At 44.6% G+C, this 16,522-nt stretch carries 18 protein-coding genes and 1 other RNA gene; 9 read left to right on the plus strand and 10 right to left on the minus strand.

Annotated elements, in window-relative coordinates:
- Positions 1 to 3 precede the first annotated feature (3 nt).
- Both vsple_RS11845 and vsple_RS11850 read left to right on the plus strand, forming a co-directional pair.
- Positions 4 to 465 (plus strand): aminoacyl-tRNA deacylase, encoded by a 462-nt coding sequence (locus vsple_RS11845; protein ID WP_255229895.1) that lies wholly within the window; start codon positions 4 to 6, stop codon positions 463 to 465.
- Positions 466 to 1,049: 584 nt separating this feature from the next.
- Entirely contained in the window at positions 1,050 to 1,256 is a 207-nt protein-coding gene (locus vsple_RS11850) for a DUF1107 domain-containing protein (RefSeq protein ID WP_032549819.1), read from the plus strand.
- Positions 1,257 to 1,331: 75 nt separating this feature from the next.
- On the opposite strand, the gene vsple_RS11855 is transcribed toward vsple_RS11850, so the two are convergent.
- From vsple_RS11855 to vsple_RS11865, 3 genes are read right to left on the minus strand one after another with little or no spacing between them, the layout of a single operon-like run.
- Positions 1,332 to 2,555, minus strand: coding sequence for an FAD-dependent 2-octaprenylphenol hydroxylase (locus vsple_RS11855; protein WP_261882095.1), 1,224 nt, complete (start codon positions 2,553 to 2,555; stop codon positions 1,332 to 1,334).
- An 11-nt stretch (positions 2,556 to 2,566) separates the two neighbouring features.
- Positions 2,567 to 3,745, minus strand: coding sequence for a 2-octaprenyl-6-methoxyphenyl hydroxylase (gene ubiH / locus vsple_RS11860; protein WP_261882096.1), 1,179 nt, complete (start codon positions 3,743 to 3,745; stop codon positions 2,567 to 2,569).
- 23 nt (positions 3,746 to 3,768) lie between these two features.
- On the minus strand, positions 3,769 to 4,344 hold the full coding sequence (locus tag vsple_RS11865; protein WP_032549822.1) for a YecA/YgfB family protein: 576 nt from the start codon (positions 4,342 to 4,344) through the stop codon (positions 3,769 to 3,771).
- 306 nt (positions 4,345 to 4,650) lie between these two features.
- Between vsple_RS11865 and zapA the strand changes: the two genes are divergently transcribed.
- The 5 genes from zapA to serA all read left to right on the plus strand — a co-directional run bounded on the left by zapA (position 4,651) and on the right by serA (position 7,994).
- Entirely contained in the window at positions 4,651 to 4,959 is a 309-nt protein-coding gene (gene zapA, locus vsple_RS11870; protein WP_032549823.1) for a cell division protein ZapA, read from the plus strand.
- Between the two features lie 10 nt (positions 4,960 to 4,969).
- A non-coding RNA gene (gene ssrS, locus vsple_RS11875) (6S RNA) lies at positions 4,970 to 5,154 on the plus strand.
- 6 nt (positions 5,155 to 5,160) lie between these two features.
- Positions 5,161 to 5,760, plus strand: coding sequence for a 5-formyltetrahydrofolate cyclo-ligase (locus vsple_RS11880; RefSeq protein WP_261882097.1), 600 nt, complete (start codon positions 5,161 to 5,163; stop codon positions 5,758 to 5,760).
- 84 nt (positions 5,761 to 5,844) lie between these two features.
- Positions 5,845 to 6,501: a ribose-5-phosphate isomerase RpiA gene (gene rpiA / locus vsple_RS11885; protein ID WP_261882098.1), complete on the plus strand. Its 657-nt coding sequence runs from the start codon at positions 5,845 to 5,847 to the stop codon at positions 6,499 to 6,501.
- A gap of 263 nt (positions 6,502 to 6,764) precedes the next feature.
- Positions 6,765 to 7,994: a phosphoglycerate dehydrogenase gene (gene serA / locus vsple_RS11890; protein ID WP_032549826.1), complete on the plus strand. Its 1,230-nt coding sequence runs from the start codon at positions 6,765 to 6,767 to the stop codon at positions 7,992 to 7,994.
- Between the two features lie 92 nt (positions 7,995 to 8,086).
- Here serA and vsple_RS11895 read toward each other — a convergent pair whose 3' ends face one another.
- Together vsple_RS11895 and vsple_RS11900 are read right to left on the minus strand one after the other, a co-directional pair.
- Positions 8,087 to 8,800, minus strand: coding sequence for an oxidative stress defense protein (locus tag vsple_RS11895; RefSeq protein ID WP_255229890.1), 714 nt, complete (start codon positions 8,798 to 8,800; stop codon positions 8,087 to 8,089).
- A gap of 110 nt (positions 8,801 to 8,910) precedes the next feature.
- A complete protein-coding gene (locus vsple_RS11900) occupies positions 8,911 to 9,807 on the minus strand; it encodes a LysR family transcriptional regulator ArgP (RefSeq protein WP_261882099.1) in 897 nt (298 codons plus the stop codon).
- 142 nt (positions 9,808 to 9,949) lie between these two features.
- Here vsple_RS11900 and vsple_RS11905 point away from each other — a divergent pair, with 142 nt between their 5' ends.
- Complete coding sequence (locus tag vsple_RS11905; RefSeq protein WP_261882100.1) at positions 9,950 to 10,579, plus strand: LysE/ArgO family amino acid transporter; 630 nt, start codon at positions 9,950 to 9,952, stop codon at positions 10,577 to 10,579.
- Positions 10,580 to 10,645: 66 nt separating this feature from the next.
- Here vsple_RS11905 and vsple_RS11910 read toward each other — a convergent pair whose 3' ends face one another.
- Entirely contained in the window at positions 10,646 to 11,167 is a 522-nt protein-coding gene (locus vsple_RS11910; RefSeq protein WP_255229887.1) for a TetR/AcrR family transcriptional regulator, read from the minus strand.
- Between the two features lie 116 nt (positions 11,168 to 11,283).
- On the opposite strand from vsple_RS11910, the gene vsple_RS11915 reads away from it, so the two are divergent.
- Positions 11,284 to 11,529, plus strand: a complete 246-nt coding sequence (locus vsple_RS11915; protein ID WP_261882101.1) for a hypothetical protein — start codon at positions 11,284 to 11,286, stop codon at positions 11,527 to 11,529.
- Positions 11,530 to 11,617: 88 nt separating this feature from the next.
- Here vsple_RS11915 and mscS read toward each other — a convergent pair whose 3' ends face one another.
- The 4 genes from mscS to epd form a co-directional block, all read right to left on the minus strand.
- The gene (mscS, locus tag vsple_RS11920) at positions 11,618 to 12,484 is read right to left on the minus strand and encodes a small-conductance mechanosensitive channel MscS (RefSeq protein WP_261882102.1); all 867 of its coding nucleotides are present in this window, start codon (positions 12,482 to 12,484) and stop codon (positions 11,618 to 11,620) included.
- 384 nt (positions 12,485 to 12,868) lie between these two features.
- A complete protein-coding gene (fbaA, locus tag vsple_RS11925) occupies positions 12,869 to 13,945 on the minus strand; it encodes a class II fructose-bisphosphate aldolase (protein WP_255229885.1) in 1,077 nt (358 codons plus the stop codon).
- 152 nt (positions 13,946 to 14,097) lie between these two features.
- Complete coding sequence (locus vsple_RS11930) at positions 14,098 to 15,261, minus strand: phosphoglycerate kinase (protein ID WP_255229884.1); 1,164 nt, start codon at positions 15,259 to 15,261, stop codon at positions 14,098 to 14,100.
- Between the two features lie 151 nt (positions 15,262 to 15,412).
- The gene (gene epd, locus vsple_RS11935) at positions 15,413 to 16,447 is read right to left on the minus strand and encodes an erythrose-4-phosphate dehydrogenase (RefSeq protein ID WP_261882103.1); all 1,035 of its coding nucleotides are present in this window, start codon (positions 16,445 to 16,447) and stop codon (positions 15,413 to 15,415) included.
- Positions 16,448 to 16,522: the final 75 nt, after the last annotated feature.

Here is a 16,522-nt window from a genome sequence, read left to right on the forward strand (position 1 = left end):
CCTTTGAAAACGGTAATTACAGATTGGTTAGATCAACAGCAGGTGGCGTACCGCCTGCTATTGCAAGACAAAGAAACCACTTCCATTGAAGAGACAGCGCAGGCTCGAGGTATTGAGCCTTCACAAATGGTCAAATGTATTCTGCTACGAGACATGGGCAACCAATACGCGTTGGCATGTGCACCGGGTGATAAATCGATTGACCCAAAAAAAGTTCGAGCCGTGCTTAACTGCCGCCGAATGACTTGTGTATCTCAACAAGATGTTGAATCGGTTACAGGCTTTAAAGTCGGCTGTGTTGGCCCATTAGCACTCAAGCGCTATATGCCGATCATTTTTGATCGTTCTCTTCAACAGAATAAAATTGTGACAATCAGCTCTGGTGAGCGAATGGCTGGGATCGCCCTTGATCTCAACGATCTTATGAGTCTATGTGCGCCGATTGAAGCCGAGATCTGCAAGTAACCTCTATATCAATTCGATCTTCCTCACAATTTCACTAGGTTTGATGTGAGAGTTTTCATAATAATTGAGGCTTTTATCATATTTACCAGACCGACCAGAAAATATATTTAGTCAAAATAAAAGCATAACTAGTCACAGGAGCTTTTCTAGGGTAGTCTACATTCACTGGTTGGGTTTTAATCAAAGCGATAACTAACCAGTCAAAGTGAATCCACTGAGTAATGTCAGTCATCCACTTTTGTGTAATGCATCTGTGACTATTCGCCCGTTTATGAACGGGCTTTTTTTTATTCAGAAAAATTTACACTTTTATTACACAAATAAAAAATTTACGCCTATTCTTAACCTTGCCTACGGTGAGCAGCCTAAAGCCCAGACAGCAAAGTCAGAAGGCCGTTCACTAAACTCACCAATTTTGAGGAGAAGCTCACGATAAAAACGATATTTGCTAGTAAATCTGATTAGTGCAGCACAAATATCTATTAAGAGACAACTCTACTGCATATTACTCCATGCTTATCACAATTATTCCCTCGGAGATTTTCTATAATATGCAGGCTAGGTAAAGATAAGGATAAGAAAAAATGAGACTGTTTAAGCGCTATACACCCGGTATGATTGCTAAACATGTAAGTCGACTTTTTAAAGGACGAATCTACATTTACGGCGTCGGGAAATTTGAGTTTGATAACGGTAAGCTGGTTCTGCCAGAGAGGGCTGAAAAGCGCCATTTTGATACCGTCAAAGAGATAAACAATGAAATTATGAAGCTAAGGTGCGCTTACGCTTGATCACTATAGTTATCGACTGAATACAGAAAAGGGTTGGCACTGCCAACCCTTTTGCGTTTCTCAAAGCCTAAATCATTAATTAGTACTGACTGGTCGTTTAGCAAGCTCCGGTAGATTACCGGTTAAACCTAGCGCACGTTTCATGATTTCATCTTTCGCACCTGGTAGCTGTCCAGCAAGTTTCATCCCTAAACCACGAATTAGTTTCTTAGCTGGGTTGTCACCTTCAAACAGGTCTTTAAAGCCCTGCATAGAAGCAATCATTTTGGCCGCTTCAGCTTTACGCCAGCGTTCGTAACTGCGCAGATTACGCTTGGTTCCGATGTCTTCACCCGCTTGCCATAGCTTGAGCAACTCTTGTGCTAGACTCGCAGCGTCAAGCAAACCAAGATTCACGCCTTGACCTGCCAATGGATGAATCGTGTGGGCGGCATCACCAACTAAAGCCACACGCTCAACGGCAAAATCACGCGCATAACGCATGCGTAATGGGAAGGCAAAGCGCTCACCGACTACGCTGCATAGACCAAGCTTGGCATCAAACTCTGTTGTCAGGTGCTTGTTGAACTCTTGTTCAGACATCGATACCAACTTCTCAGCACGATTTGGCTCGGTTGACCATACGATTGAGCTCATATTCGGTGACTGCATTGGCAAAAATGCCAAGGGGCCTTGCGGTGTAAAGATCTGACGCGCAACACTGTCATGCGCAGATTCAGTGTGAATGTTTGCCACTATCGCGCTGTGCCCATAGTCCCAATGTGTGAGTGGGATATCTTGCTGTCTGCGAACCCATGAGTTTGCACCATCAGCGCCAACAACCAGCTTGGCCGTCAATGCCTGACCATTATCTAGAGTCAGCCAAGCTTCACTTTCACCAATTGCCAAAGATTGGCATGTAGCTGGCATATACAAGCTCACATTGTCCTGCTTCTTCACTTGTTCAAGCAGTGCCAGTTGTATCACTCGGTTCTCGACAATATGACCAAGGTTTGGCTGCGCCAGACGAGTAGAATCAAACTCGATGCGTGCGAAGCTGTCTTGCTCCCACACTTCCATCGCTTGATAAGGTGCAGCACGTCGCTGTTCAATACCGCGCCATGCGCCTAGATTACGCAAGATCACTTCACTTGAACGGCTCAATGCCGACACACGAACATCCGGCAGTTCATTCAATCCTTCGCTCGGCGCTTTGCCTTCAATCACAGCAATTCTTAGATCACTGTCTTTAAGGGCTGCGGCTAATGCCAATCCAACCATGCCACCGCCAACAATAGCGATATCAACACTTTGCATCATTATTTTCTACCTTATCTCTCAACCAAACCTAACGTATGACGCAATAAAGGGCCTTTAAGGGGTGAGATGTTATCCATTGCTGCCAATCCGAGATTACGACCTAAGCGTGTAGCTGGCCAGTCATTTGAAAACAGGTGAACCAGACCTGAAGTGAGCGAAATCGTGGTTTCACGATCCGACTCTCGACGTTTTCTAAAGCGTGTTAATCCTGCGTAGTGACCTGCGTCATCCAGCTGCTCACATACCTCTTCCGCGAGCGACGCAACATCGCGAATGCCAAGGTTAAATCCTTGCCCCGCAATCGGGTGTAAGGTTTGTGCGGCGTTGCCAACAATCGCAAATCGATGGGAGATGTTCTGTTGTCGATGACGTAAAATCAGTGGGTAACTCGCTCTCTGCCCCACTTTTTCCAACTTGCCTAGGCGCCAACCAAAGGCGTCTTGCAGTTGCTCAAGAAAGGCCGTTTCATCTAACGCCATGACTTTCTCAGCTTGTTCTGGTGGCAGACACCAAACTAAAGACAAACGGTTATTAGTCATCGGTAATAACGCGACTGGGCCATGCTCAGTAAAGCGCTCAAATGCACGTCCAGCATGCGGTTCGTTCGCGACAATATTTGCGATAACGGCAACCTGACCAAAATCGTGCTCATTCAGAGTAATACCTAAACGCTCACAGCAAGTCGAGATGGCACCATCAGCTGCCACCAACAACTTAGTGGAAATCGTCTCGCCGCAACTCAGTTCAATATCCGTATGCTCAAGATGGCGAGTAATCTCACTCGCCGAGGATGGACAAAACAGAGTGATATTGCTTTCAGCCTCAAGTTTCTCTTGGTAGATACGCCCAACATCAGCAAGTTCCACCACGTAGCCTAGGGCATCCACTGCGAGCTGTTCGCTGAAGATATCTGTCATCCCTGCATGACCGCGGTCTGAGACATGAATATCTTTGATCGCCGTCGCTACCGGTAAGATCGATGACCACAGTTGGAGAGACTCTAAAATCTGCACCGTTCCGTAAGAGAGTGCGATAGAGCGAGAATCAAACCCAGGGTGAGCACTATGGTCAACCTGATACGGTTCAACCACAGCTATCGATAAAGAGCGTTGACTTAACTGGTTGAGGGCTAAAGCAAGTGTTGCGCCTGCCATTGCTCCACCAGCAATTACCACATCAAATTGAGCCATGGTGACCTCTAAACTCGAAACAATTAATGAATGGTTGGTGCGCTATCTTCTGATGGGCGAGCACCGAACTCCGCATGAATGGTTAATGCACATGCCTTAACATGTTCAATAACCTGCTCAAGTAGCTGTGCTTGCTCGTCTAGGTCGTCGTCTTCATCGATGCCTAACTTTGCCATCTCTTCTAGATCAGCCAATGCTTCTTTAGTCTCATCTGACGCTTTGTTCAGTTGTGCACCGACCAAGCCTAAACCTGAGATAAAGTGATTAATCCAATCTGATACACCATCCGCCAGATCAAACAGGCTAGCACTCGCGTCTTCGTCCGGAAGCAGCATAGAAAGCTCCATGCCTGAGCCCGTAATCTCACTGGTTGTTACTTTCAACGTTGCTTCTGCCAATGTCAGTGCACGATCCGGCCAACCCATTCCGTCGTTGGTGTAATCGAAGATCAATGGCTGCCAGCTTTTATCTGCAAGGCTTAACCCACCGCTCAGCATCCCTGTTAATAGGCCATGCATTTCTGCAGGCGTTACAGCAAGGCTTGCTGATTGCAATTCAGTTGCAACCGTTAGGTAGTCAGGTAAAGTAGTTTCGCTCATCAGATAACTCGCTCAGTTGTTCTTTATATCAATCTATTAATCGTACCACTTCACCCCAATTCTAGTAAGCGAAGATCCTTAGCAATTGCAGCAAGAGTGACTACCAAATGTTCAATTTGCTGAATTACTGTGTGCTCAAGCTCTCATTTACAAACAGTCACCCTGAAAAGCTTGAATCTTAATAGCGGTTTACCTATAGTTTCCTCCTCAGAGGAGTTAGCTTCCTCATCGGTGCTGGCACTTTTTCTTTCTCATAATGACAAAGGGCAACGGCCTTAGAATAGCGCGTTAAAGAGTTCATCCATCATGAGTAATCAAGCGGTAGACGTTGAAATATTAGGTAAATTGACTCGAGTTAATTGTCCTGCAGGGCAAGAAGAGTCATTAATTGCAGCGGCGGCCGATCTTGATAATCGATTGAAAGAGATGGCTGAACGTACTAAGGTAACCAATGAAGTTAAGCTACTAACGATCGCTGCTCTTAACATATGTTATGAGCTACAGACGAAAAAGTTCGAAGCTAACGACGAACAAAACGCACTGACCGAGCGCATGGAAAAGCTCACTGCATCGCTTTCAGATGTACTCAGTAAGGTTAAGCACGGACAGCAATAGCGTACACAAATTTACCCTGGAGTGTTTGTCAGAGGATTCACGTCCCCGAGCCGATAAGCAATCCCTAAGGGTTAGTACTTGAGTACTATTGAGCATGCTCGGCCCGTACCGAGAAGCCTACGGTAATCATTGCTGATCCGCCTTGAACTCGCTGGTTCAAGGGCCATCTATTCTCAACGGCACTTTGGGGTATCCCTTCTTATGAAGACGCTCACTCGTAACGAGTTTCGCACTCTCATCCGACAGAAACGCAAAGCACTCTCTACTCTTGAACAGCAGCAAGCTGGCTTAGATCTCGTTGAACGTTGTTCAACCTTAGAGGACATCCATAGAGCACAACATATCGCCCTCTATATATCTACCGACGGTGAGCTTGATACACAGCCGCTGATCGAATGGCTATGGTCACAGGGAAAAGAAGTCTACCTTCCAGTACTGCACCCTTTTTCAGACGGACATCTCCTGTTCTTACGCTACGCGAAAGATACACCAACGGTGCACAATAAATATGGCATTGTGGAACCCAAGCTCGACCAAACTCAGGTTAAACCCGTGCGTGAGCTCGATATTATCTTTACACCACTGGTTGGCTTTGATTCCTATGGCCACCGCTTAGGCATGGGCGGTGGCTACTACGACCGCACGTTAGCACCTTGGTTCAAAACTGGCGTTGGAGCAACACCCATCGGGCTTGCTCATGATTGTCAGAACGTTGAGCAGCTACCTACCGAAAACTGGGACATCCCGTTGCCTAAAATCGTGACTCCGAGTAAAACTTGGCAATGGGAAATTGGTGACTAAAGCGCTATAATCCGCCCCGCAAACGTTAACTTACACGTACGCTCTATTTATCCAAAAAAAGCACGACCTATTCAGGAGATTGGCATGACTCAAGATGAAATGAAAAAAGCGGCTGGTTGGGCAGCACTTCAGTATGTTGAAGAAGGCAGCATTGTGGGTGTTGGTACTGGCTCTACAGTAAATCACTTCATCGACGCACTAGGCACAATGAAAGACAAGATTAAAGGTGCCGTTTCTAGCTCTGTAGCATCTACACAACGTCTAGAAGAACTAGAAATCAAAGTGTATGAGTGTAACGACGTTGCGAAACTCGACATCTACGTTGATGGCGCGGACGAAATCAACCCAACTCGTGACATGATTAAAGGCGGCGGCGCGGCTCTTACTCGTGAAAAGATTGTTGCTGCAATCTCTGACAAATTTGTTTGTATTGTTGATGGTACTAAAGCCGTTGACGTACTTGGCAAATTCCCACTGCCAGTAGAAGTAATCCCAATGGCTCGCTCTTATGTAGCGCGCGAGCTTGTAAAACTAGGTGGTGACCCGGTTTACCGTGAAGGCTGTATCACAGATAACGGCAACGTGATCTTAGACGTGCACGGCATGGCGATTGAAAATCCAAAACAGATGGAAGACATCATTAACGGTATTGCTGGTGTGGTAACTGTTGGTCTATTTGCTCACCGTGGTGCGGATGTTGTCATTACAGGTACCCCTGAAGGCGCAAAAATCGAAGAATAACAAACCAGTAATAGTGCTACTTTCTGTTACTTCATTACATACGGTGCCTAAGGGCACCGTTTTTTTTGCTTAGCGTCTGTAAAATTATGGCTTATTCCGTAATTTTCTTACCCAAATCATTTTTTTTTTGTTACTTTATTGTTCAGAAGACGCACAGGGAAAACGTTTGTCTCCTAACAAAATGGTTAGTTTTATCCCCTTAAGCCATTTTGTAGCACGTGCGCCGCATTTGCCCAACCTTTCCATTTTAAAGGACGAGAACAATGGCCAAAGTTTCACTGGAAAAAGATAAGATTAAAATTCTGCTGTTAGAGGGACTTCACCCTTCTTCAGTTGAAGTACTACAAGCCGCCGGTTATACCAATATTGAATACCATAAAGGCTCCTTACCTGAAGAAGAGCTACTAGAAGCAGTTAAAGATGCGCACTTTATCGGTATCCGTTCTCGTACAAATCTATCCCAAGAAGTGATCGACGCTGCAGAAAAGCTGGTTGCAATCGGCTGTTTCTGTATCGGTACTAACCAAGTTGACCTAGACGCAGCAGCTAAGCGCGGCGTTCCTGTGTTTAACGCACCTTTCTCAAACACGCGTAGTGTTGCTGAGCTGGTATTAGGTCAGGTACTTCTACTTCTTCGTGGCATTCCAGAGAAGAACGCACTTGCACACCGTGGTATTTGGAAAAAGAGTGCAGACAACTCTTACGAAGCGCGTGGTAAACGCTTAGGCATCATAGGTTACGGTCACATCGGTACTCAGTTGGGTATCATTGCTGAAAACTTAGGTATGCGCGTTTATTTCTACGACATCGAGAACAAGCTGTCGCTAGGTAACGCAACGCAAGTTCATACCATGACTGAGCTTTTAAATAAGTGTGATGTAATTTCTCTGCATGTTCCTGAAACCAACGAAACCAAGAACATGATGGGTAAAGAAGAGTTTGACCGCATGAAGCCGGGCGCTATCTTCATCAACGCGGCGCGTGGCACGGTTGTAGATATCCCAGCACTATGCGGTGCGCTTGATTCTGGTCACTTAGGTGGTGCAGCGATTGATGTATTCCCAACAGAACCGAAAACCAATGCTGACCCATTTGAGTCACCATTAATGCAGTTCGACAATGTTATCCTAACACCGCACGTAGGTGGTTCTACACAGGAAGCGCAAGAGAACATCGGTGTAGAAGTAGCGGGTAAACTGGCGAAGTACTCAGATAACGGTTCAACACTATCAAGTGTTAACTTCCCAGAGGTATCTCTACCGCTGCATACAGGTACATCACGCCTACTGCACATCCACGAGAACCGTCCAGGTATCCTGACTCAAATCAACACCATCTTCGCTGAAGAAGGCATTAACATTGCAGGTCAGTACCTACAAACGGCAGCCGACATGGGTTACGTAGTGATTGATGTCGAAGCGGATCGCTCTGAAGAAGCACTGCTGAAGCTCAAAGAGATTGAAGGCACGATTCGTGCTCGTCTACTTCACTAATCTCTCCGTTTAGCTGATGTAAAAAAGGCTCTCATTACGAGAGCCTTTTTAGTATTTGGCCTACTGTAGGCAATTAGATCATAATGATCCAATTACTCTTCAAGCTGATAGATCACATCAACACGATCGCGAATCGTGATTGTAGAATCTTGATATGAGTTAGATTCTGTTCTTGAATCCATAGCCATAGAGCGCATCAAAACCGGTTGTGCGTACTGTGCGTTGTAATCAATACGCCACACATTACCGAGTTCTTTATCGAAACCATCAGCTAAAGACTTAGCCTTACTCTGCGCATCTTTAATCGCTTTGAGGCGAGCCATCTCTTGATACTTGGCTTGGTCTCGCACCTGTAGCTGAATGTTGTCTACCTGATTGATTCCTTCGCTTAACGCAATGTCCAAATAACGATTTAAGTTTGCTAAATCTTCAACCTGCACCGTGATATTACGCGATGCTCGATAACCCACGAGTTCTGGCTTGCCCTCTTTCGGATAGTGATACTGAGGCGCAAGATATAGGTTAGAACTTTGAATACTGGTTTTATCGATGCCCGCTTCTTCTAGCTTATTCAGAAACCCGCTAACCACTCTGTCCACCGTGCCTTTTGCTTGCTCAGCTGTCATGGTTGATTCAACTACCTTGACAGAGAAAGTCGCCATATCTGGCTTGGCAACGACTTCACCATAACCGGTCGTTGAAAGATGAGGAAAGCTGGTCACTTCAGCCCATGATGGAAAACTGATAACACTCAGAGCTGCAGTCAGAGTAAGAGATGTCGCTAACATATTTGGAACTAACTTCATTAGGAAAACCCATGCTAAGCAAATGTCCTTTCATCATATGAGTAATTTATCGCGATACCAACGTGATATTGAACTTCTTACATAACTTTTACGCTGTAAAAACCGTCAGCTTACTGAGGAAGGTGTTGATGCGCATAGTTGAGAATGGCCTGTGAAATCTCTTTGAGAACCCCACTCTCCAGCTGCCAGTGATGCCAATAGATTCGATAGGAGAGCAAGAAACCCGGTGTGATATCAATCAGAGAGCCTGATTCTAGCTCCTCAACGATCTGTAAGCGCGGAATCAAACAATACGCAACACTGGACATTGCAATACGAACAAATGCCTCTGAGCTACCCACCGTATGATTAATCACGGCATCTCTTGGCACATTAAAGTGATCATGAAGAAACTTCTTATGTAAATCATCATACTGATCGTAAGAGACAGCCGGGGCACGCTTGAGGGTTGCGTAGTTAACACCTTCTGAGAAGTAGCGCTGATAAAATTCAGGACTTGCGACGCACACATAATCCATTCGACCTAAATAATCTGCGCGACATCCTGGAATCGCTTGAGACTCTAAACTGATCGCGCCAGCAACTTCCCCATTTTTCAGTTTAGCGATGGTCCTCGCCTCACCATGAATGGCCATATTTAACTCAACTTGTCTCGTTTTCATTACATCCGACAGTGCTGGCAATAACCAAGTCGCGAGACTATCTGCATTGGTCGCAATTGAAACTGACAGCGCTTGGCTACTCTCTTCGTTCATCAACTCGGGGACGAGCTCATGTTCAAGCAGGCGCACTCTTCGATATAACCCCAACAGCTTTTTACCGGCAGGCGTTGGCCGAGGCGGTGTTTCACGAATTAATACTGGCTGCGCAAGCCACTTCTCGAGCTGTTTAATCCGTTGTGACACTGCAGATTGAGAGATATAGAGATGCTCTGCAGCTCGCTCAAAACTTCGCTGATTCACCACAGAATCAAGAGCCTCTAACCATTTGTAGTCTAATCCACGCACACTTCTCTTCCTCTCAACTCAACAGCCACTCACAGCATAAGCATCTCTAATATTACATTAAAATCATTAATTATACTTATTAAAAATCTAAGCGTATCTTCTCTCTAACATTAAGGTTTCAACAGATTATGCGGAGGTAAAAATGAGTTTTTGGGTTTTATTGCAAGGGTTTGGATTGGGTGCGAGCATGATTATTCCTATTGGTGCACAGAACGCCTATGTCTTGAATCAGGGTATTAAGCGCAATCACCACCTCACCACTGCAACCATCTGTAGCCTTTTGGATACACTGTTTATTTCACTCGGCATTTTTGGGGGCGGTGCTATCCTATCTCAAAACGAGATTCTACTGACCTCAGTGACACTGGGTGGTATTGCCTTCTTAAGCGTATATGGTTTGCTATCTCTGAAAAGTGCTTTTAAAACAGAAGCAGAACATGAATCAAAGGGGGAAGTGTTAGCACGTGGCAAGCGTACTGTGATCCTAGGGGCATTAGCAGTGACCATACTAAACCCTCATTTGTATCTGGACACTGTGGTTATATTAGGCTCGATTGGCGGTCAATTTGAAGGCAATGATCGTCTTGCTTTCGCTTTAGGGACTATCCTTGCCTCTTTTGTTTGGTTCTATTCACTCTCGCTAGGTGCAGCAAAGCTAGGCCCAACATTATCAAAGCCAAAAGTGAAAAAAGGCATTGATATCGCAGTCGCGACCATGATGTTCACTATTGCAGCAGTGCTTGCCAATGGATTAATCGAGCAATACTGGTAACGACGAGAAGAGCAAGTACTATAGACCAAGCCTGAACAGCCGTAAGTAACCTGATGACACAATGCGTTACGCTAGAATGATTCGAATTTTTTTATTCAGTTCATTCAACGCAGCTTCAAGGCTTGGTTCTGGTTGGCTCAAGTGTCTAATCAAAGTCATGAAATAGCTATCCATAATCAACGGCATTTTTTCAGACATTGACGGACTGACATTAACCGCCTGAATCAGTGCTTGATCAAACGTACGGTAGTAGTCCAAATCCCAAATGACCTCTTTGAGCAACACTCGACTTAATTCAACATTATCAAAATAATAGCGATAGTAGTGTTCAATCAGCGAAGTACCAATGCTCAACGCGCTCTTATCTTGGTCAAACGTTAAGACTTCCCGACCAACTTTCTCCAACTGCGCTAGCATCCCTTCTCGAAGGATCGTCAGCTTGGTTTCAAAATGACTAAATACTGTGCCATCTGCCACGCCCGCGTGACGAGCAATCTGTCGGGTTGTTGTGTTGTCGTAACCATTCTCTCCAAACAGTTCCCAAGCAGACACTAAGATCTTCTGTTTCGTTGCCTCTCTCTTACTCACAAAAATGCACCCTTGTTAAATCAATCTTGATCATACTCTTAGCGCTCACATTTGACAAATTGAGCGCGCTCAATTATAAAAAATGAGCACGCTCAATTACTCTTGGAGTTTCGGATATGATGAATATATTAAACAAACTTGGACAAGTACTGATTTTTCTACCCACGATCTTTTGCTTCTCTTACCTACTTCGACCTTTGCTCATGATGGTTCTGATTCCTGGTGGTTTATGTCTATTGGCTATTTTGGGAGGACAAGAGGTAAGAAAGCCCTTGTATGCGATGCTAAAAGCCTCGTTGTGGCCTAGGTTCGATAGAGAGAAAAATCAAAATATACAAAGAGAAGAAGTGAAACAGCAATAAGAAGAATGAGTCTAAATTGAAAAAAGGCGGATAACCAAAGTTACCCGCCTCTATCAAAAGCTTATCGCTACCAAAGTCAATTTAAAGCTTATGCTTCAACTTTGTTTACGTGAACATCCATTTGTGGGAATGGGATTTCGATACCTTCTTTATCCAAGCCTTCTTTAATTGCTTGCATTAGATCGAAATAAACGTTCCAGTAGTCTGCAGTCTTTACCCACGGGCGAACCACGAAGTTAACTGAAGAATCCGCCAGAGTATGAACACCCACTTTAATACCTGGTTCTTTTAATATGCGCTCATCTGACTCACAGATTCGCGTTAATAGTTCTTTCGTCTTTTGCAGATCAGATCCATAGGAAACACCAATCATCAGATCGATACGGCGAGTTGCATGACGTGAGTAGTTCGTGATTGGGCTACCGATAACGCTGCCGTTTGGTACGACAATCATTTTGTTATCTGGCGTTGTCAGAACCGTTTGAAAAATCTGAATAGAATCAACAGAACCCGCTACACCACCAATCTCAACATAGTCACCAGACTTAAATGGACGGAATGCAACAATCAATACACCTGCAGCAAAGTTAGATAATGAACCTTGTAGCGCAAGACCTACCGCTAAACCTGCCGCACCAATTACAGCAACAACCGAGGCAGTTTGAACCCCTAAGCGACCAAGAGCAGCAATCAGAACAATAACGAACAACAGGTAACGTACTAAGCCGTGGATAAACTCTACGACTGCACGGTCCATATTTTTCTTCTGAAGCACTTTAGAGACACTGTTCGCGACCGCTTTAACGATAATGTTACCGATAAATAGGATAACCAGTGCTGAAATAATATTTACACCGTATTGAATAAAGAGATCTGAGTTATTCGTTAACCACTGTTCTGCATTCGAGAGGCCATCCACAATTGGGGTCTCAAATTCGCTAGAGCTTTCAGCCATAATATGCATCCTCTATGTAATATGCTACGAGCTAAACTGTCTTAAACCAACCACTGCAATTAAAGCGCGAACAATTTCATTTTATATAAAGAAATCATTATCTTAAAAAAATATTGGCTAAGTCCTTCTTACTAAACAGGGGGGGCTACCTCCTGTTTTTCGGCACGATATCCTATCTTTGACAGATTGCAAAGTCATATTTATGTAAGTTCTTGAATAAAGGAAACTTACGCATAAAGACAAATACCGATAGCTAAAAGACTACGAAATTTATTCACCGCACGCTAGGAATTTCACATATTTCCTACAAGTTTTTATCAGATATAAAAAAACCCGCTCATAGAGCGGGTTTACAAAACTTTAGAGTGACCTAATTCGAAAGAATTATAGTACGTCTACAGCGTTAAGGTCAGCGAATGCTTTCTCAAGACGAGCAACCATAGAAGTTTGACCAGCACGTAGCCATACGCGTGGATCGTAGTACTTCTTGTTTGGCGCGTCTTCGCCAGTTGGGTTACCGATTTGACCTTGTAGGTAGTCACGGTTGTCAGCTTCGTACTGACGGATACCATCCCATGTAGCCCACTGAGTATCAGTATCGATGTTCATTTTGATAACACCGTAGCCGATAGACTCTTGGATTTCTGCTTCAGTAGAACCAGAACCACCGTGGAATACGAAGTTTAGAGCGTTAGGTGCGATACCGAACTTCTCTGCACAGTATGCTTGAGAGTCACGTAGGATAGTTGGAGTTAGAACAACGTTACCTGGCTTGTATACACCGTGTACGTTACCGAAAGATGCAGCGATAGTGAAACGGTGTGAAACAGCGCTTAGTTTCTCGTATGCGTAAGCAACGTCTTCTGGAGAAGTGTAAAGCTCAGATGCGTCCATATCAGAGTTATCAACGCCGTCTTCTTCACCACCAGTACAACCAAGTTCGATCTCGATTGTCATGTTCATTTTAGCCATGCGCTCTAGGTACTTAGCACATGTTTCGATGTTCTCTTCTAGAGACTCTTCAGAAAGGTCTAGCATGTGAGAAGAGAATAGAGGCTTACCAGTTTGAGCGAAGAACTCTTCACCAGCGTCTAGTAGACCGTCGATCCAAGGAAGAAGTTTCTTAGCAGCGTGGTCAGTGTGAAGAATAACTGGAACACCGTAAGCTTCAGCTACAGCGTGTACGTATTTAGCACCAGCTACAGCACCAAGGATTTGAGCGCCTTGACCTTCAAGTTTCACGCCTTTACCTGCGAAGAAAGCAGCACCGCCGTTAGAGAATTGAACAACAACTGGAGACTTAACTTTTGCAGCTGCTTCTAGTACTGCGTTTACAGAGTCTGTACCTACAACGTTTACTGCTGGAAGAGCAAACTTGTTCTCTTTTGCTACTTCAAATACTTTCTGTACGTCATCGCCAGAAATCACACCAGGTTTTACAAAATCGAAGATCTTAGACATGGAAATAGTCCTATTTATTCTATCGTTTTAAGATTAAAAAACTTAAGTTTAAAAACTTGCAAACGTTTGCTCACAACTTGTGCCATTCTAGCAAAAAAGTGTGACATGCAGCAAACGTTAAAGGCGGGTATAGTCACCCGCCTTCATATTCATTACGCCTTAGCGCGCTCTTCTAGCATAGCAACTGCTGGAAGTACTTTACCTTCAACGAACTCAAGGAAAGCACCGCCGCCAGTAGAGATGTAAGAAACGTCAGCTTTGATACCGAACTTGTCGATAGCTGCTAGCGTGTCACCACCACCTGCTACAGAGAAACCTGCAGACTCAGCGATTGCTTTAGAGATACCTGCTGTACCCGCTTCGAAGTTCTTGAACTCGAATACGCCTACAGGACCGTTCCAAAGGATAGTTTTAGCGTTGCCGATGATTTCAGCTAGAGCCGCTGTTGATTCTGGACCTAGGTCAAAGATCATGTCGTCGTCTGCAACTTCAGAAACGTGCTTGATTTCAGCTTCTGCGTTCTCATCGAATGCTTTTGCACATGCTACGTCAGTTGCAACTGGGATAGCACACTCTTTCATTAGCTTTTGAGCGGTTTCAACTAGGTCTGCTTCGTATAGAGACTTACCTACGTTATGGCCTTCCGCAGCGATGAAGGTGTTCGCGATACCACCACCAACAACAAGTTGGTCAGCAACTTTAGATAGAGACTCAAGAACCGTCAGTTTAGTAGAAACTTTAGAACCACCAACGATAGCCACAAGTGGACGCTCTGGGTTGTCCATTGCTTTACCTAGTGCTTCTAGCTCAGCAGCAAGAAGAGGACCAGCACACGCTACAGGAGCGTAAGTACCAACGCCGTGAGTAGATGCTTGTGCACGGTGAGCCGTACCGAATGCATCCATTACGAAGATGTCACATAGAGATGCGTATGCTTTAGATAGCTCTTCTTCGTTCTTCTTCTCGCCTTTGTTGAAGCGAACGTTTTCTAGAACAACGAGCTCACCAGCGTTTAGCTCTAGGCCGTTTAGGTAGTCTTTAGCTAGTTTAACTTCGCAGTCTAGTGCGTCGTTTAGGTAGTTAACTACAGGTTGTAGAGAGAACTCTTCGTTGTACTCGCCTTCCGTTGGGCGACCAAGGTGTGAAGTAACCATTACTTTTGCACCAGCTTCTAGACAAAGCTTGATAGTTGGTAGAGATGCAAGGATACGAGCATCTGAAGTTACTTTACCGTCTTTTACTGGTACGTTTAGGTCAGCACGGATAAATACGCGTTTACCTGCTAGTTCCAGGTCAGTCATCTTGATCACAGACATGATTTGTCCTCTCAAATTTAAATAAATATAAAGTTTTGGAAACTCAGCAACCCTGCTAAGCCTATAAATTCTTCAACTGGTCATAATATGTGGATACTTGGGATTTATTTCAAGCTTAAAAATAAATAATCCGCATATTTGCGTCCGGGCTCTACTTCTCGCCTTCGGAAGCCTGCATTGCAAGTACCGTATCCAGCATTCGGTTTGCAAAGCCCCATTCATTATCACACCACACTAGCATTTTTACTAAGTGGCCGTTGCTCACTCTGGTTTGAGTACCATCCACAATCGCGCTATGAGGATCGTGATTAAAGTCGATGGATACAAGCGGTGCTTCAGTATAGTCAACGATGTTGTGTAATGTACACTGAGATGCCTTAACAATGGTTTGATTTACGTCATTAACTTTCACATTCGTATTAATTGTGACACTTAGATCCATTGCTGTAACGTTAACCGTCGGTACTCGCACAGAAATCGCTTCAAACTTGTTAGAAAATTTCGGAAAGATTCGTTCAATACCTTTATGAAGCTTGGTATCGACCGGAATAATAGATTGGCTTGCCGCTCGAGTACGACGCAAGTCCGAGTGGTAAGCGTCAATCACCTGTTGGTCATTCATCGACGAGTGAATCGTAGTGATAGTGCCAGAATCAATACCAAACGCCTCATCAAGAACCTTGATGATAGGTACGATACAGTTGGTGGTACAAGAACCATTGGAAACAATGCGGTCGCTGGCTTTAATAGAATCGTGGTTAACACCGTAGATAATGGTGTTGTCGAGGTCGTTCGCACCTGGGTGTGAGAACAGCACCTTTTTAGCGCCAGCTTCGATATGAGCGAGGCCATCGGCACGACAACCATACACGCCGGTACAATCCAGCACGATATCCACTTCAAGATCGCGCCAAGGGAGTAGGTCAATTTCAGCTAAATGGAGAATACGAACACTGTCGATTTCACCACTTTCATGATGAATATAAATATGCTCTTGATCGTTCGAGATTTTCTTGCCGAAACGGCCGTGACTGGTGTCGTATTGAAGCAGATGAGCCATAGCATCAGGTTGTGCTAACTCATTAACTGCGACGACTTTGATTTGTTGGCTTTTGCCACTTTCATAAAGCGCTCTTAGAACATTGCGCCCTATTCTTCCAAATCCGTTGATTGCGACTTTTAGCATAGTTCCATACATCTAACCAAAATTTCGTGCAACAGATGATAACCGAATCCTACCTAAAAGGCATTAGTTGAGTGA

This window comes from Vibrio pelagius (assembly GCF_024347575.1).
Classification (GTDB): domain Bacteria; phylum Pseudomonadota; class Gammaproteobacteria; order Enterobacterales; family Vibrionaceae; genus Vibrio; species Vibrio pelagius.

Excerpts from the sequence above, each read along its gene's own strand:
- vsple_RS11850 (WP_032549819.1), top strand. The coding sequence starts at position 1,050 with ATGAGACTGTTTAAGCGCTATACACCCGGTATGATTGCTAAACATGTA.
- vsple_RS11855 (WP_261882095.1), bottom strand. The coding sequence starts at position 2,555 with ATGATGCAAAGTGTTGATATCGCTATTGTTGGCGGTGGCATGGTTGGA.
- ubiH (WP_261882096.1), bottom strand. The coding sequence starts at position 3,745 with ATGGCTCAATTTGATGTGGTAATTGCTGGTGGAGCAATGGCAGGCGCA.
- vsple_RS11865 (WP_032549822.1), bottom strand. The coding sequence starts at position 4,344 with ATGAGCGAAACTACTTTACCTGACTACCTAACGGTTGCAACTGAATTG.
- zapA (WP_032549823.1), top strand. The coding sequence starts at position 4,651 with ATGAGTAATCAAGCGGTAGACGTTGAAATATTAGGTAAATTGACTCGA.
- vsple_RS11880 (WP_261882097.1), top strand. The coding sequence starts at position 5,161 with ATGAAGACGCTCACTCGTAACGAGTTTCGCACTCTCATCCGACAGAAA.
- rpiA (WP_261882098.1), top strand. The coding sequence starts at position 5,845 with ATGACTCAAGATGAAATGAAAAAAGCGGCTGGTTGGGCAGCACTTCAG.
- serA (WP_032549826.1), top strand. The coding sequence starts at position 6,765 with ATGGCCAAAGTTTCACTGGAAAAAGATAAGATTAAAATTCTGCTGTTA.
- vsple_RS11895 (WP_255229890.1), bottom strand. The coding sequence starts at position 8,800 with ATGAAGTTAGTTCCAAATATGTTAGCGACATCTCTTACTCTGACTGCA.
- vsple_RS11905 (WP_261882100.1), top strand. The coding sequence starts at position 9,950 with ATGAGTTTTTGGGTTTTATTGCAAGGGTTTGGATTGGGTGCGAGCATG.
- vsple_RS11915 (WP_261882101.1), top strand. The coding sequence starts at position 11,284 with ATGATGAATATATTAAACAAACTTGGACAAGTACTGATTTTTCTACCC.
- mscS (WP_261882102.1), bottom strand. The coding sequence starts at position 12,484 with ATGGCTGAAAGCTCTAGCGAATTTGAGACCCCAATTGTGGATGGCCTC.
- fbaA (WP_255229885.1), bottom strand. The coding sequence starts at position 13,945 with ATGTCTAAGATCTTCGATTTTGTAAAACCTGGTGTGATTTCTGGCGAT.
- vsple_RS11930 (WP_255229884.1), bottom strand. The coding sequence starts at position 15,261 with ATGTCTGTGATCAAGATGACTGACCTGGAACTAGCAGGTAAACGCGTA.
- epd (WP_261882103.1), bottom strand. The coding sequence starts at position 16,447 with ATGCTAAAAGTCGCAATCAACGGATTTGGAAGAATAGGGCGCAATGTT.